At 37.9% G+C, this 15,127-nt stretch carries 16 protein-coding genes and 2 tRNA genes; 6 read left to right on the top strand and 12 right to left on the bottom strand.

Translation table 11 applies throughout. The features are described 5' to 3' along the window. Positions 1-14 precede the first annotated feature (14 nt). The 3 genes from pyrF to ACSZOX_RS03480 are packed head-to-tail and all read right to left on the bottom strand — an operon-like array spanning position 15 to position 2,178. Positions 15-848 carry an orotidine-5'-phosphate decarboxylase gene (gene pyrF, locus ACSZOX_RS03490; protein ID WP_437918382.1) on the bottom strand — a complete coding sequence of 278 codons (834 nt, stop codon included), beginning with the start codon at positions 846-848 and terminating at the stop codon, positions 15-17. A gap of 2 nt (positions 849-850) precedes the next feature. Continuing rightward, on the bottom strand, positions 851-1,408 hold the full coding sequence (locus tag ACSZOX_RS03485) for a TlpA family protein disulfide reductase (protein WP_437918380.1): 558 nt from the start codon (positions 1,406-1,408) through the stop codon (positions 851-853). A gap of 26 nt (positions 1,409-1,434) precedes the next feature. Further along, on the bottom strand, positions 1,435-2,178 hold the full coding sequence (locus ACSZOX_RS03480; RefSeq protein ID WP_437918378.1) for an RluA family pseudouridine synthase: 744 nt from the start codon (positions 2,176-2,178) through the stop codon (positions 1,435-1,437). A 113-nt stretch (positions 2,179-2,291) separates the two neighbouring features. Here ACSZOX_RS03480 and panB point away from each other — a divergent pair, with 113 nt between their 5' ends. Beyond that, positions 2,292-3,107: a 3-methyl-2-oxobutanoate hydroxymethyltransferase gene (gene panB / locus ACSZOX_RS03475; RefSeq protein ID WP_437918377.1), complete on the top strand. Its 816-nt coding sequence runs from the start codon at positions 2,292-2,294 to the stop codon at positions 3,105-3,107. Positions 3,108-3,114: 7 nt separating this feature from the next. Next, positions 3,115-3,723 (top strand): hypothetical protein, encoded by a 609-nt coding sequence (locus ACSZOX_RS03470; RefSeq protein WP_437918375.1) that lies wholly within the window; start codon positions 3,115-3,117, stop codon positions 3,721-3,723. 83 nt (positions 3,724-3,806) lie between these two features. Here the strand turns inward: ACSZOX_RS03470 and obgE are convergent, their stop codons facing one another. From obgE to ACSZOX_RS03450, 4 genes are all read right to left on the bottom strand, one after another. After that, complete coding sequence (gene obgE, locus ACSZOX_RS03465; RefSeq protein WP_437918373.1) at positions 3,807-4,805, bottom strand: GTPase ObgE; 999 nt, start codon at positions 4,803-4,805, stop codon at positions 3,807-3,809. An 18-nt stretch (positions 4,806-4,823) separates the two neighbouring features. Further along, positions 4,824-5,393, bottom strand: a complete 570-nt coding sequence (locus tag ACSZOX_RS03460; protein ID WP_437918372.1) for an adenylate kinase — start codon at positions 5,391-5,393, stop codon at positions 4,824-4,826. A 78-nt stretch (positions 5,394-5,471) separates the two neighbouring features. Beyond that, a tRNA-Arg gene (locus ACSZOX_RS03455) sits at positions 5,472-5,545 on the bottom strand. Positions 5,546-5,792: 247 nt separating this feature from the next. Then, positions 5,793-5,866 (bottom strand) — tRNA-Arg (locus ACSZOX_RS03450). A 172-nt stretch (positions 5,867-6,038) separates the two neighbouring features. On the opposite strand from ACSZOX_RS03450, the gene ACSZOX_RS03445 reads away from it, so the two are divergent. Continuing rightward, positions 6,039-6,863 carry an alpha/beta fold hydrolase gene (locus tag ACSZOX_RS03445; RefSeq protein ID WP_437918371.1) on the top strand — a complete coding sequence of 275 codons (825 nt, stop codon included), beginning with the start codon at positions 6,039-6,041 and terminating at the stop codon, positions 6,861-6,863. An 8-nt stretch (positions 6,864-6,871) separates the two neighbouring features. Here ACSZOX_RS03445 and ACSZOX_RS03440 read toward each other — a convergent pair whose 3' ends face one another. After that, a complete protein-coding gene (locus ACSZOX_RS03440; protein WP_437918369.1) occupies positions 6,872-7,654 on the bottom strand; it encodes a patatin-like phospholipase family protein in 783 nt (260 codons plus the stop codon). Positions 7,655-8,025: 371 nt separating this feature from the next. Between ACSZOX_RS03440 and ACSZOX_RS03435 the strand changes: the two genes are divergently transcribed. Both ACSZOX_RS03435 and ACSZOX_RS03430 read left to right on the top strand, forming a co-directional pair. Further along, positions 8,026-8,631: a TetR/AcrR family transcriptional regulator gene (locus ACSZOX_RS03435; RefSeq protein WP_437918368.1), complete on the top strand. Its 606-nt coding sequence runs from the start codon at positions 8,026-8,028 to the stop codon at positions 8,629-8,631. A gap of 5 nt (positions 8,632-8,636) precedes the next feature. After that, the gene (locus ACSZOX_RS03430) at positions 8,637-9,266 is read left to right on the top strand and encodes a nitroreductase family protein (RefSeq protein WP_437918366.1); all 630 of its coding nucleotides are present in this window, start codon (positions 8,637-8,639) and stop codon (positions 9,264-9,266) included. A gap of 69 nt (positions 9,267-9,335) precedes the next feature. Here ACSZOX_RS03430 and ACSZOX_RS03425 read toward each other — a convergent pair whose 3' ends face one another. Next, positions 9,336-10,802: an aminoacyl-histidine dipeptidase gene (locus ACSZOX_RS03425; protein ID WP_437918365.1), complete on the bottom strand. Its 1,467-nt coding sequence runs from the start codon at positions 10,800-10,802 to the stop codon at positions 9,336-9,338. A gap of 247 nt (positions 10,803-11,049) precedes the next feature. Between ACSZOX_RS03425 and ACSZOX_RS03420 the strand changes: the two genes are divergently transcribed. Continuing rightward, positions 11,050-11,658, top strand: coding sequence for a sugar O-acetyltransferase (locus tag ACSZOX_RS03420; RefSeq protein WP_437918364.1), 609 nt, complete (start codon positions 11,050-11,052; stop codon positions 11,656-11,658). 35 nt (positions 11,659-11,693) lie between these two features. On the opposite strand, the gene ACSZOX_RS03415 is transcribed toward ACSZOX_RS03420, so the two are convergent. The 3 genes from ACSZOX_RS03415 to ACSZOX_RS03405 all read right to left on the bottom strand — a co-directional run bounded on the left by ACSZOX_RS03415 (position 11,694) and on the right by ACSZOX_RS03405 (position 15,096). After that, positions 11,694-12,509, bottom strand: coding sequence for an alpha/beta hydrolase (locus ACSZOX_RS03415; RefSeq protein WP_437918363.1), 816 nt, complete (start codon positions 12,507-12,509; stop codon positions 11,694-11,696). 264 nt (positions 12,510-12,773) lie between these two features. Continuing rightward, positions 12,774-14,420 carry an ABC1 kinase family protein gene (locus ACSZOX_RS03410; RefSeq protein WP_437918361.1) on the bottom strand — a complete coding sequence of 549 codons (1,647 nt, stop codon included), beginning with the start codon at positions 14,418-14,420 and terminating at the stop codon, positions 12,774-12,776. A gap of 13 nt (positions 14,421-14,433) precedes the next feature. Beyond that, complete coding sequence (locus ACSZOX_RS03405; protein ID WP_437918359.1) at positions 14,434-15,096, bottom strand: hypothetical protein; 663 nt, start codon at positions 15,094-15,096, stop codon at positions 14,434-14,436. Positions 15,097-15,127: the final 31 nt, after the last annotated feature.

Here is a 15,127-nt window from a genome sequence, read left to right as displayed (position 1 = left end):
GTTGAACTCATCTTCTATACAATTCCAGCTTTCTGCAATTCAACTTCCATTTCTCGTTGAAGTTTTAACGCTTCTTCTCTCGCCCGCTCCGCAAAATCAAGTCCATTAGAAGCATAAATAATTCCACGAGTACTGTTCACCAACAATCCACAATCTTTATTCATACCATATTGACAGACTTCTTGAAGAGAACCTCCTTGAGCACCAACCCCAGGAACTAACAAGAAATGGTCAGGAACAATATTTCTCACTTTCAAAAATCCCTCTCCGCGGGTAGCCCCAACAACAAACATCGTATTATCAACAGTCCCCCAGTTAGATACATTTTGCAAAACCGATTCAAACAATTGTAATCCCATTGTATTTTCGAAATTCTGAAAGTCTTTACTTCCCGAATTAGATGTCAAAGCAAGTACAATAGCCCATTTATCCGAAATATCCAAAAAGGGCGTTACAGAATCGTTTCCCATATAGGGAGCAATAGTAATTGCGTCAAATCCTAATCCCGAAACCTTTTCATCAAAAAATGCCTGCGCATACATCGCCGAAGTGTTACCAATATCTCCTCGCTTTGCATCCGCTATACTCAAACAACTTTTGGGAATTACTTCCCACGTCCGCTGTAACGCCTGCCACCCTTTTACTCCATAGCATTCATAAAAAGCGATATTCGGTTTATAAGCCACACAGAGATCTTCCGTAGCCTCAATGATCGCTTTATTAAACGCAAATATCGGATCTTCTTCTCCCAAAAGATGCGCTGGAATTTTGTTAATATCTGTATCAAGCCCTACACACAAAAAACTCTTTTTGCTTTTTATTTGGCGAATCAATTCCGCTCTTATCATCCTTATTTATCCGTTAATGTAGTTATAAATTCAAAAACTTCTTTACGCGCATAGTCTGCCATACCTTCATGACGAGCAGCAATATTACCTTCTTTATCTAAAATAATAGTTGTTGGTATTGATTGTTCAAGCCATGTAGACGGAATTTCACTATCCGGATAAAAAATGGGCAAATCCATCTTTCCTTGTTCCATAAACTGCTTTGCTTTTTCCGATTCTCCTTCGATTTCCACCAACATAAACACCACCCTATCATCGCCTTTAAACTTATCTTTTAGCACCTGAATAGATGGCATTTCAGCTTTACACGGAGGGCACCAAGTTGCCCAAAAATTAAGAAAAACAACTTTCCCCTTTAAATCCGCAATCGTCAGCACATCGCCTTTATCATTTAAAAAAGAAGGATTTACAGAGGCTTTCTCAACTATTTCTTGCTTATTTTCTTTTGCTTCAACTGGTTTCTTCAGTTTTGAGCGCAAGACAGGCAAGACTAATACAATTAACAACGCAACGACTGCAATACCGATAATGATTTGTAGGGTTTTGTTTCTTTTTGTCATGGTCATGGCTATATATAAATAACGTCTTACATATCAAATTTTTCCAGCAATTTTAGCAAGGTCGCAAAATCCTTTGGATAAGGTGCTTCAAAAGCATATTCCTTACCATCAATGGAAAAACTTACATTTCGTGCATGTAACGCAAATCGTTTCATAATAGGAAGTTCTTCTTGCTCTTTCGACATGGTAAAACCACGTTTTTTAATCTGAGACAGATACACCGGCTTACCTCTATACATAGAGTCACTCACAATAGCAGCATGCTGAGTAGCTAAATGTATACGAATCTGGTGCATGCGTCCGGTAATAGGTTTACATTCAACCAGCGTGTAATGCTTGAAATATTTTATCGAATTAAAAATCGTCTCTGCGGCCTTTCCATTAGCCCTATCGATAGACACATTTTTATTTCCTTGATTTAAAATTGGTAAATCCACCAATAGATTGTCAAACGTATGTGTACCACCGATAATGGCATGGTAAATCTTATTCACACGACGGCGTTCGAATTCGATAGAGATCAACCTGTATGTTTCGGGGTTTTTAGCAATTAGAAGAATACCAGAAGTATCTTTGTCAAGACGATGACAAACCTGCGCATCCTGATGATATTTTTTTGCCAATCGAAGTATATTTACTTCTCCACCGCTCCGATCATCGAGCGAAGCCACAAAAGGCGGTTTATTGATGACAATTATATCATCATCTTCAAAAATTATTAAGTCCTGAAATTTCGGAAATTTAAATAAACGATTGTCATTTTCCTGCATAAATGCAAAAATAAGAAATATGGGCTACATAAACGACTTCGAGTGTTCAATCTAGGATTATTTCGCATATTTCTATTTTAATTATTTAGCTTTGCCTTACAAAAGCACAAGAAATGTCAGTAAATAAAATTATTAAAAGAGTCACGACGAATACCATACTTGCCATGAAGCAGAATGGGGAAAAAATCAGTATGCTTACTGCATACGATTTTTCAACGGCACGTGCACTAGATGATGCTGGAATAGATATTTTATTAGTCGGCGATTCTGCAGCTAATGTTTTTGCAGGTTATGAAACCACACTACCGATCACACTAGATCAGATGATTTATCATGCCAGTGCTGTAGCGAGAGGAACTAAAAGGGCTTTAGTGGTTGTTGATTTACCATTTGGCGAGTATCAAGGCACAGCAGAAGATGCTTTTAAAGCAGCCGTAAGAATGATGAAAGAATCTGGTTCCCATGCGCTTAAACTTGAAGGTGGCATTGAAATACTAGACAATATTAAAAAGATAATTGATGCTGGAATTCCCGTTTGTGGCCATTTAGGCTTAACACCGCAAGCTATCAATAAATTTGGAACATTTGGCGTACGTGCCCAAGAGCAGGCCGAAGCAGAAAAACTGAAATCCGATGCATTGGCTTTGCAGTCTATTGGATGCTTTGCTGTAGTCTTAGAAAAGATTCCCGCCAAATTAGCAACAGAAGTATCGGCATCACTTTCGATCCCTACAATAGGAATAGGTGCTGGAAATGGCTGCGATGGGCAGGTTTTAGTCGTAAATGATATGCTCGGTTTCACCAAAGACTTCAAACCAAAATTTCTACGTCAATATATGCAGATGTACCACGGGATAGTAGAAGCTGCTACCCAATATACCATCGATGTAAAGTCTGGTAATTATCCAAACGAACAAGAACAATATTAAGTAAAACATGAGGATTCTGCTTATCATATTACTCTTGGGACTTTTGCTCTACTACTTCTCACGACGATTCTTGATGGGAACTAGTCAACAACGAGAAATAAGTATCCGAGAACGCCAGAATCTATTGCTAATTGACAGCAGTTCACAAGTCATACGGAAAGTTACACAAAGCACTTTCACTACCGTAGGCATAGGTGTATTGCTTTTTTTTGTTATTCTAATTTTAGGTTTCAAAATCAAAATTCTGTGGATAGCGCTCCCATTAAGTCTTTATTTGATTGGACAATTTTTTGTTTACACAAACCATTTGAAGGTTATCAAAGAGCAGCGTATATATTTTGACCCCGAAGGGAATGACATCATTGTCTACTACAAAAATGACCAAAGAGTCCGCTTCAACCTCTTACGAGACACGCTCACACTGTCTGAAGTCAGGTCCATACAAAAAAACAGAGGAACACTATTTGGATATTACAAGTTGCAAACCGATAAATACCAACTATTCATCCCCTATCTCATTGAGCAACACACCGAAAGTGCAAACAGGCAATTTTTCGACTGCTTAAAGAGTAATTTTAAATGGACAATGGAAAGCCGGCTATTTCCCATTATTTGATAAATAAAAAAAACCTATAAAAAAGAGGAGAAATAAGTGTATTATTTCTCCTCTTTTTTATAAAACACCTAGCCTTCGAAAGACTATTGATTGATAGCTTTCCAGATGAGGTCTTTCAATTGTTGAATATTTTTCCCAGCTACCGAAGATATAAAGAGGTAGGGAATATTTGGAGGCACCGTTTTCGCCATCTCTGTTTCTAACTCTTCGTCCAACATATCGGATTTTGTAATAGCCAACAATTTAGGTTTATCAATCAATTCGGGATTGTATGCAGTCAGTTCATTGAGTAGAATTTGATATTCTTCTTCAATCGTTCGATCCGTGTCTGCAGGAATCATAAAAAGCAATACAGAATTCCGTTCAATATGTCGTAAAAATCTATATCCTAACCCTTTTCCCTGTGAAGCACCTTCTATAATACCTGGTATATCAGCCATCACAAAAGACTTATTATCACGGTAACCGACAATTCCAAGATTAGGAACCAATGTGGTAAAGGGATAATTTGCAATTTCTGGTTTTGCAGCGGAAACCACGGACAACAACGTTGATTTTCCAGCATTAGGAAACCCAACTAGCCCTACATCCGCAAGTACTTTCAATTCCAACACGACCCATTGCTCTTTACCGGGGATTCCAGGTTGAGAAAAACGAGGAGTTTGCTGCGTAGCAGATTTAAAATGCCAGTTCCCTAGCCCCCCTTTACCACCTGGTGTTAAAATTCTAGTTTCTCCATCCTCCGTGATATCGAACAAGACTTCTCCTGTTTCTGCATCTTTTGCTATTGTACCCAACGGAACTTCTAAAATTTCATCTTGACCAGTAGCACCACTTCGTAAAGCGCTACCTCCAGATTCGCCATTCGCCGCAATGATATGCTTTCTATATTTTAGATGTAATAAAGTCCAATGTTGGGTTGAGCCTTTCAAGATGACGTGGCCACCGCGCCCACCATCACCACCATCAGGACCACCTTTTGCGGTATGCTTATCCCGATGTAAATGTGCAGAACCAGCACCTCCATGACCGGACCGGCAACACACCTTCACATAATCTACAAAATTTGAGCCTTGGGCCATAAACGAATTACTTCTTAATTAATATTTATCAATAATTTCTGTCAGGGAGTGGAAAATAGTGTCGATATCACCTATGCCATTCACTTTTGCAAGTTTACCCTGTTTTTCGTAGTAAGGTAACACATGAATCGTCTTACCGAAATATTCCTCAATACGCTTTTTCAATTTATCAGCCGCATCATCAGCACGTCCAGAAATCTCCTGGCGCTTTGCAATACGCTGCGTTAATTCTTCTTCCGTAACATCCAACGCCACTACACCAGTAATCTGTTCACCAATAGACGTTAGAAATTGATCCAACGCCTCTGCTTGTGCGACCGTCCGCGGGAAACCATCAAATATAAATCCTGTTGCTTGTGGATTTTTTTCAATTTCTTCTTCCAGCATAGCTATTGTTATCGAATCCGGTACAAGGTTACCTTCAGCGATAATCTGACTTACCTGTTGTCCAAGCGTTGTTTGATTTTTGATGTGTGCTCGGAAGATATCGCCCGTTGAGATATGCACCAATTGATACTTTTCAATAAGCTTTTCCGATTGAGTACCTTTACCAGCTCCTGGAGGACCGAATAAAACAAGGTTTAGCATAATAAGTATAGTGTTGTTATTGTTTTATGTTCGAAAAAAAAGCCTAATCCAATATAGAATTAGGCTTCGTTTACTAAGTGCGCTCAAAGGGAGTCGAACCCCTAACCTCCTGATCCGTAGTCAGGTGCTCTATCCAATTAAGCTATGAGCGCGGCAACCATCACATTCCGACTAATACCCCGTTTTGTTTTGGTGATGCAAATATAGACAAATCGATGTTCTCTGCAAATTTTTTTTTACTTTTTCAGCTTATCCCAACTTAACTCACTACTTACCAGGCGATCACTTTTTCTCCGGTTACGGGCAAAAGTTTATTTCCTTAACATCCAATAATTCTCAAAAAAGCTTTGAACATCTAGATAGCGTAAAATAAAAAAAAGATTTTAAAAAGAGAAAAAGTGCGCTCAAAGGGAGTCGAACCCCTAACCTCCTGATCCGTAGTCAGGTGCTCTATCCAATTAAGCTATGAGCGCAAACTTTTGTTAATCATCAAGGATAATTACCCTCCTCGATTTTGGTGATGCAAATATCGTGACTTTTTCCGTCTTTGCAAACATTTTTCACAAAAAATATCGAATTTATTGAATACTGGTATGTATATTGTTGATTAAAAAATATTTACATTTAGAATAAATTTCAAATAATATGGCTGAACGCTTGATTAAAAGCAACAAAATTCGAATTGGTGATATTAGTATCTCCTATTATCATAAAAAAGCAAAATCTGAATCTTCAAAAACCATCATTTTCCTACACGGATTCCCATTCAATAAAAACATGTGGCGGGAGCAATTGGAAAATCTTGCAGACCATATTACGGGCATTGCTTTAGACATCAGAGGACATGGCAACAGTACAGCTGGTCACGGTTTTTTCTCCATCGATGTCTTTGCCAAAGATCTTCGGGTATTCTTAGAAAAAATGGAAATTGAAGAAGCGATTCTTTGCGGTGTGTCCATGGGTGGATATATTGCTTTGCGTGCCTATCAACTTTTCCCAGAAAAAATCAAAGGACTCATTCTTTCAGATACCCATAGCAAAGCTGACACAAATGGGGCAAAACAAAAGCGATTTGACAGTATACAGGCTGTCTTGAATCATGGACGAAGACCTTTTGCAATCGGTTTTTCAGAAAATGTTTTTTCAGCAAACACTATTGAAAATAATCCAGAAGCCGTAGAGCTTATAAAAAGCAGCATACGGAGAAATTCTATTAGCACTATTTGCTCAACGTTATTAGCGCTAGCATCCCGGACAGACACAAGTCAATCTCTTTATGAAATCACTGTGCCCACACTACTTTTACGTGGAGCGGAGGATAAAATAACCGCAAAACAGGATATGCTTGCTATGGCGGAAGCCATCCCTCAAACACAATACTTCGAAATCGATCAAGCAGGACATCTTCCTAATCTAGAAGTCCCAGCACAGTTCAATACTTTCATGCATACTTTTTTAGAGGAAGTTTAAAACTTCCTCTATACTTTGAGTGCGTTGCTAGCTAAACTATATCCCATGTCAATCAACTCGCCAGATCGATGGAAATCCCAAATTCCTGCAGAATTATGAGGAATGGTGACAATATAATCTGGCGAATACTTATCCAAACTTAATGTAGTCAAACGTCGACGCATGGCGTAATAAGACTCTTGTAATAAAGCTACTGGATTTAATTTAGCAACCATTCCCACTTCTTTATCAGGGACGCCCTCTAAGTTTACTGCAATAACGATGTTATTTTTACGAGATACATGGTTAATCGGCACCGGATTTAACACCCCACCATCTACTAGAAATCGATCACCGTCTGCTATGCCTGTGAATACACCGGGAATAGCTATCGATGCCCTAATTGCTGTATATATGCTTCCCTTTTCAAATAATACTTCTTCCTCTTTTTCCAGATCGGTTGCAACAGCAGCATACTTTAGCGGGAGATCTTCAATATTTACATCGTCAAATACCTCGTGCAACGTATTTAACACACGTTCGCCTTTTAGGAGACCATAACGGGGATTAGAAAAATCCATCAAACGAAAAACTTGGGCTTTAGTCAACGTCTTCATCCAATTTCCTAATTCAGAAACACGGTTACAGGCATAAGCAGCACCTACTAAGGAACCAATAGAACAACCGACAATTTCATCGATCTCGAATCCCAATTCTTCCAAACATTGAATAACACCAATCTGCGTTATGCCACGGGCGCCTCCGCTTCCGAGCACAAGAGAAACTTTCTTTTTGTCGTTCACCAATTTCATATGTAAATTATCTATTTTTTAAAGGCCATATGGAATGTCCGGGTTATTTTCATTCGTGTTTGTGTGAAGCACTCGTGGACATTTCATATGTAAATAATTATTTATAAGTATTAGATTTCATTGGAATAAATGAGCTCGTTTCACTCTGTTTATTCATTAATGTCCATATGGAACACATTCAATTCACCTAATAAACACCTTCAGCTTGCGACTTTTCGTCCTCTCCGCTTTGATATATTATTTCATCCTAAATATATCGATATATTTAGGATACTGTATGTCAGATTAATGTCGATTTCCTCATAAGGAGTTGATGCAAATAATAATATAGTTACTTTTGCTAACACTGTTAACTAAATGTCGTAACAACAATGGGAATCAGCGAACGGAAGCTTCGACAACAAGAGGAAATAAGGGCAAAGATTATTGAGCAGTCTTGGAGTATTATCGAGGAGGAAGGCTGGAATGCTTTGTCTATACGTCGTATTGCAGACGCGATTGAATATAGTGTACCCGTAATCTACAAGCATTTTGAGAATAAGGAAGCGATACAGGAACATTTCACAAAAGAAGGCTTTATTGAACTTACCAATTGTATGCGGCTAGCTGAAATGAACAGTACCGATAATACAGAACGCATTCGGATGATAGCCAACAGCTACTGGGAGTTCGCTGCCCAACGTACGGAACACTACCGCATTATGTTCGGCTTAGGAATACCTACCTGTGACACGATTAACAGCGTAGCAGAGATGAAACAAACCTCTGATATTATGTTTCAAGCTATTCAAGACTTGGTTAACGAGCAGAAAAAACAACAGGTAGATATCTATTTGAAGTTGAAAACATTTTGGTCTATGTTACATGGTTTCATTTCGATAGAATTATTATCTAACCGTGTGATACAAAGCGCCCCAACCCCTGTATTTATAGATGCTATCGAAAGTTTTATGTTTACTTTAATTTATAAAAAATAAAAAAAATGAGTTTATTACAAGATCTACAATGGAGATACGCTACAAAAAAGATGAATGGAGAATCTGTAGCACAAGAAAAAGTTGATTACATTACAGAAGCAGCGCGTTTAGCTCCTACCTCTTCAGGTTTACATCCGTTTAAAATCATCGAAATAACGGATCCTGAGCTTAAAGCTAAGATTCAACCTATTGCATTTGGACAAAGCCAAATTGTAGATGCATCTCACCTTCTTATTTTTGCTGCATACGACGCCTACACAAAAGAGCGCGTAGATGCTGTTTTTACGCAGCAAGAAAATGAGAGAAACCTACCACAAGGTTTCGCTGACGCCTACAAAAATCAACTTTTAGGTTCTTTTGAACAACAGACGACAGAGCAACACTTCCAACACGCGGCTCGCCAAGCATACATTGGATTCGGTTTAGCTATTGCGGCAGCAGCCGAACAGAAGGTTGATGCGACACCGATGGAAGGTTTTAACAACGCAGAATTAGATTCTTTATTGGATTTGCAGAAACTAGGCTTAAAGTCAGTAACTATTTTAGCATTAGGTTACCGTGATCAGGAGAACGATTGGCTTGTGAATTTGAAAAAAGTTCGTATTCCTAAAGAAAACTTCGTATTGAATTTTTAGTCAAAAACAACTAAACAATATATTGAAACAAAGTGAAAGAGGGGCTGTTCATCTAGAAAGCCCCTTTTTTTATTTTGTCTTCAGCGGTATATTTTGCAACACATGCGTTAGAAGCGTCCAAAACTTTTGTACAGAACGAATAGAAACACGTTCCTGCGGAGAATGTGCTCCCAAAATTGTCGGTCCAAAAGAAATCATATCCATGGCTGGATAATTTTTTCCTAAGATCCCACATTCTAGTCCGGCATGACAAGCAACGACGGAGGGTTGTTCTTGAAAAAGTTCTTCATATGAAATTTGAAAAACTTTTAAAATTTCAGAATCTGCCTTCGGAGTCCACCCCGGATAATCTCCAGAAAAAGAAACATTAGCCCCCATCAATTCAAAACAACATTTTAACGCATTTGCTAAATCAGTTTTAGAAGATTCAACCGACGATCGTGTAAGGCATTTTATCACCAACTCACCGTTTCTAACCACTACCCTTGCAATGTTATTCGATGTCTCTACCAATCCTTCAAAGTCAGCACTCATTCTATAAACACCATTTGGAGCAGCATAAACTGCCTTGATCAGTTGATCTCTTAATAAACCTGGCAAGGCTTTCGCTTTCTCCAGTTCGAAGGATAGACATGTTATATCTAAACCGTCTTCTGTGGTCGAAAGCTCATTCTTTATAGCCTGTACTTCATCTTCAATAACGGAAAGAGCAGCTGCCTCATATTGCGGAAGAATAGCTAAAGTAGCCCAACTTTCGCGTGGTATGGCATTCCGCAGACCTCCTCCATCTATTTCTACAAGATAAATATCGTAAGGCATTAACCTATAAAGAACTCTATTTAGCAATTTATTTGCATTGCCAAGTCCTTTATGAATTTCCATTCCCGAATGCCCTCCGTGCAGCCCCTTGACAGCAAGCTTATAGCCTACAGCCTGACCTTTGATAGGTTCTGGAGTATAGGTTAATTTTGCCGTAATGTCAATTCCTCCCGCACAGCCGATATCGATTTCATCATCTTGCTCAGTATCTAAGTTTAGAAGAATATCACCTGTCAAAACCCCACCTTGCAATCCCATCGCTCCAGTCATTCCCGTTTCTTCATCTATTGTAAACAAAGCTTCTAAAGCGGGGTGAGAAATATGAGAAGCAGCCAAAAGCCCCATAATAGCCGCCACGCCGATACCATTATCGGCTCCCAATGTAGTACCCTCTGCTCGTACCCAATCACCATCAATCCACATAGAAATACCTTCACTATCAAAATCAAATACGGTATCGTTATTCTTCTGATGAACCATATCGAGATGAGATTGTAAAACAACTGTTTTATGTTTTTCCATCCCCACACTCGCAGGTTTTCGTATTATCACATTTCCTACAGCATCTTTCTGTGTTTCTAGGTTCAACTTTAAACCAAAATCTATCATGAATTGTATAACGCGTTCTTCCTTTTTTGAAGCTCTTGGAATCGCATTCAGTGCTTCAAAGTTTTCCCAAATCGACTTTGGTTCTAGTTGCTCTAACATTAAACTCATATGTAAATTATTATTTATAAGTATTAGATTTCATTGGAATAAATGAGCTCGTTTCACTCGATTACCAATTGATCTATTCATTGACTATTCAAAAATACAGAATCTTTTAGATATGTAATTTTCTATCCAAATACGCTTTTCAGTATTTTTGCCTATCTTATCCATACAAAACTCAAATAGATAAAAAGATACGGCACATTTGCGCATATCATATAAAAAGGTATCATTATATACAAAATCAATTAAAATGAAGTCATCTAAAGAAAAAATGATTGCAGGCGAAATCTATCAAGCGATGGGAAGAGAATTATTTGACGAACGGCAGCATGCGAAAGAACAATTATTCCAGTTCAACAGTCTCGAACCTTCAAAAATTAAGGCAAGAAACCAACTTCTCAAAAAACTATTAGGCAAAACGACAAACCGATTTTATATAGAACCTCCTTTCCGTTGCGATTATGGTTACAACATCTTTCTTGGCGACAATTTTTATGCAAATTATAATCTTACTATTCTAGATTGTAGTACTGTCCATATCGGAGCAAATGTAATGATAGGGCCAAATGTATCACTATTCACGGCAGGACATCCTGTTCATTCCGAACCGAGAATCGCAGGGTGGGAATTTGCCAAACCTATAGTTATTGAAGACAATGTTTGGATTGGAGGACAAACTGTCATAAATCCAGGGATAACGATCGGAATGAATAGTGTTATCGGCTCCGGTTCAGTAGTGACAAAGGATATACCTGCAAATGTCGTCGCTGCAGGTAATCCCTGTAGAGTGTTACGCAATATTACAAACGACGATAAACATTATTTTTTCAAAAACGAGAAAATGCCAGAAGACTTATAATTCCCTGGCATACTTCTTCTTGTTTCATCCTCGTGTTAATTTTTTTTATTTGTTAAACGTTTCACTTCTTGCAACAAAATCGGTAATCCCGGATAAACCATATCGTGGCCATAGCCATCAAACTCCAATAATTTGTGATCAGGATGACCTACAATGCTTAGCATTCTTTCCAAATACGCGTTTTCTTCATATCGCCCTAACATTTCCAAGTCGCGATTACCCGTCATAAGCAAAACAGGCGGAGCATCTTTTCGAACCCAATAAAGCGGCGCTAGGTCATCAATTAAGGGTTGTTTCTCTTCCATGTTTTTTTCTTTTCTTGCCGTAAAATGCGTAATGGCCTGCGCACTAAAAGAAATAACCCCCGTCAGATCATCTGCATTAATCTCTTCTTTGGCTAAATAACTTTTATCAAATGCAAGCATTAGCGCCAAATAAGCTCCAGCAGAATGCCCACTGAGAAAAACACTATTCTTATCCACTCGGTATTTTTTAGCATTCTTCATCGTAAAAGAAATCGCTTGTGCAGCTCGACTAATAATTTCACGAACAGTAACCTGAGGTGAAAAAGGATACCCCACACCTACGACAACGTGATCTTTATTTTTCAAAAATGCTGGTATTTCCTTCTTACCTCCCGTGAGTCCTCCTCCATGAAACCAAAATACAATAGGCTTTTCTTCTCCAGAAGTCGGGTAGTGTATATCTAAAAGACATTGGCTCTTTTCATATGCTGATACATCAGCATCTACATATCTAATATTTTCTTCCGTTTTATAGGTTTGTGTCTGTCCGTAGAGCGAATACGAAAGACTAACCGAAACAAAGAATAAAAGTAATTTTCTCATCATCTAACCTTTAAAACCGTAAAATAACAATATTCAATCGAGTAAACAAATTATATAGGTTCTTATAAACGACAACAGGATTTCGCGAAAGATAAAAGAAAAACGTCTGGACGGGGAGTTCCAGACGTTTACCAAACCAATTATTAACCTAAATTATGAAATTATGAATTCTAACGAATCAATATATTATATAGAACGTAACGATTATCCAGTTAGTATATTACTCAACAAAAAAAACATCATATAACCTTTTTTAACAAAAACAAATTACTTACTCCGAATCAAATAAATAATTAAAATGCCAGATAGAATAAAGCTGACTATAAACCCTAGCCAAGAAAGTATGGGCATACCCCAAATAAGGTGGCCCACTCTACCGTGAGCAAGTATGCTAGCTCCTACACCAAAAGTCATAGCTAAGATAGACAGTAGAAATTTATTGCCAATACGGTGAAACACCAATTGCATGCGGTCAAAATCTTGTATTTTATGATTCAATGTCAACTTATCAGACTTAATTTTCTCCAATAGTGTTAACAAATCTTCAGGCACATCGGTAAGAATATCCTTGACGACCTTTCCTTTTTCGAAAATTTGCTTTTTAATATATTCGGCAGAAGTCTTCTCGTAGGCAATGCGTTTAGCGAAAGGCTTTATACTTTCAGGAATATTCAATTCGGCATTCAATTGTCGCCCCGTCCCTTCTAGAATCGATATCCCGCGCAATAATAGATACACAAAATCAGGTAACAAAATACTGTTATACTGTAGTATTTTATTTAGTTTCTGTAACATAACCCGAATTTCTATATCGTCTAATGCATTTTCTTCAATCATTTGAAAAATCTCATAAGCATCGCGTTCCAGTTGCCGCTCATCTTCGATAGTATGTACTACAGCCAGCTTTTTTAAATTTCGAATTAACCCTTTTGCGTCATTCGTTAAAAAATTGATAACCATAGCCTCAATAATATCCCTATCCTGGGGAATCATAAAGCCCATAGAACCAAAATCAATAAAAAGGATCTGTCCCTTATGATTCACCAATACATTACCAGGGTGGGGATCCGCGTGAAAAAACCCGTGTAGAAGAACCTGTTCCAAATATAAATCTAAACAACTCTGTAAAATCGATTTCGACGATAAATTATAGCCTTTCAATCCCTCAAGATCGTTGATCTTCACGCCATCCACATACTCCATACAGAGGATTTCATCATTGGAATATTCTCGATAAATGTGGGGAATATAAATCGCTTCATTTCCCCGAAAATTTCTTCTAAACCGTTCTAAATTATTAAGTTCATTAGTAAATGACAACTCTCCTAACAACGAATTAGCGAACGATTGCACAATTTCATACAGATTGATCTTCTCCACAATCTCATACTTACTCCGCAATAGCTTAACAAGATCCAAAATAAAATCTAAATCAGCACGTACGATCGCGTCAATATCACTGCGTTTCACCTTCAAGATTACAAACTTACCGTCATTCGTCTCCGCCTTATAAACTTGAGCGATTGATGCTGCTGCAATAGGTATATCGTTGATGAAAGAGAAATGTTCGGCACAATCTATAGCTAGGGAGGAACTAATTTTCAATTGGATGTCTATTTGTTCAGCAGGTACGCTATCCTGTAATTTCACCAATTCAAGACGAAGATCTTTTGGAATAATGTCGGCTCTATTACTTAGTAACTGACCTAATTTTATAAAGGTTGGTCCCAATTCTTCTATAGCTTGACGTATACGAACATTAAAATCTTCTTCAAAAATTCGCTTTGTATTCTTATTCCAAAGTAAAAAACTGTCGGGAATAATCCGATCAATGTTTGTTCTGGAAATCATCTCTTCAAAACCATGTTTAGACAGTATTCTTAAAATCTGTCCTACACGTTTCATTTTATTCATGCCATACATAAACCTAATCTTTGTAAGTATCGATACCTATGACACTCGTTACCTTCTCACTTAAACGCGTAATATCAGATTTTAATCCGATCATTAAGCTCAAAAATTGGACAGCGTTTCCTTCTATTTTTTTAAAATGTTGCAAATAACCTATTTCAGCACCAATAAAAAAGCCAGGAAATTTATAATCTGCGCCTATCCCCATTTTGCCGGCAAGTGAGATGCTGTATTTATTTTCCATCGCAATCGTTTGCCCCACAATATCTCCGCGCGGCTCGCTTACCAATCCAATAGCCGGTCCCAAATAACCGTAAGAATTTAACCGTTTATATTGTTTTCTCCTACCTGCAGCCAAGCTTAACATATAAAAATTTGCTCGACCATTTTCCACCATATAATTGTATTTAGGGTCAGGAATCTGTTGATCGTAACCATAAGTTAAAAGGTATAATGTAGGCATCAAAAAGAATTGGGGATCTTTGAGTGCGATATCGAGCCCCATACTACCGGAGAAGAGTTTTGTTTTAAAGGCATTTCCTGTTTTCCCTAAAGGGAAAGACAACCCTGTGCCTCCCAAATAGTATATTTTGTTATTATGGATCGTATCTACTCCTCTTTGTGCATACAAAGGACCAGAAAGCATACATAATAAAAGTACGGTAAAGATTTTCTCCATAAACCCGAGATATTGTTAACAAGAAACAATA

It is taken from the genome of Sphingobacterium sp. LRF_L2, assembly GCF_965644235.1.
In the GTDB taxonomy this organism is placed as follows: domain Bacteria; phylum Bacteroidota; class Bacteroidia; order Sphingobacteriales; family Sphingobacteriaceae; genus Sphingobacterium.
Note: the sequence above shows the minus strand (reverse complement) of the source record. Positions and strands in the feature narration are given on the sequence as shown.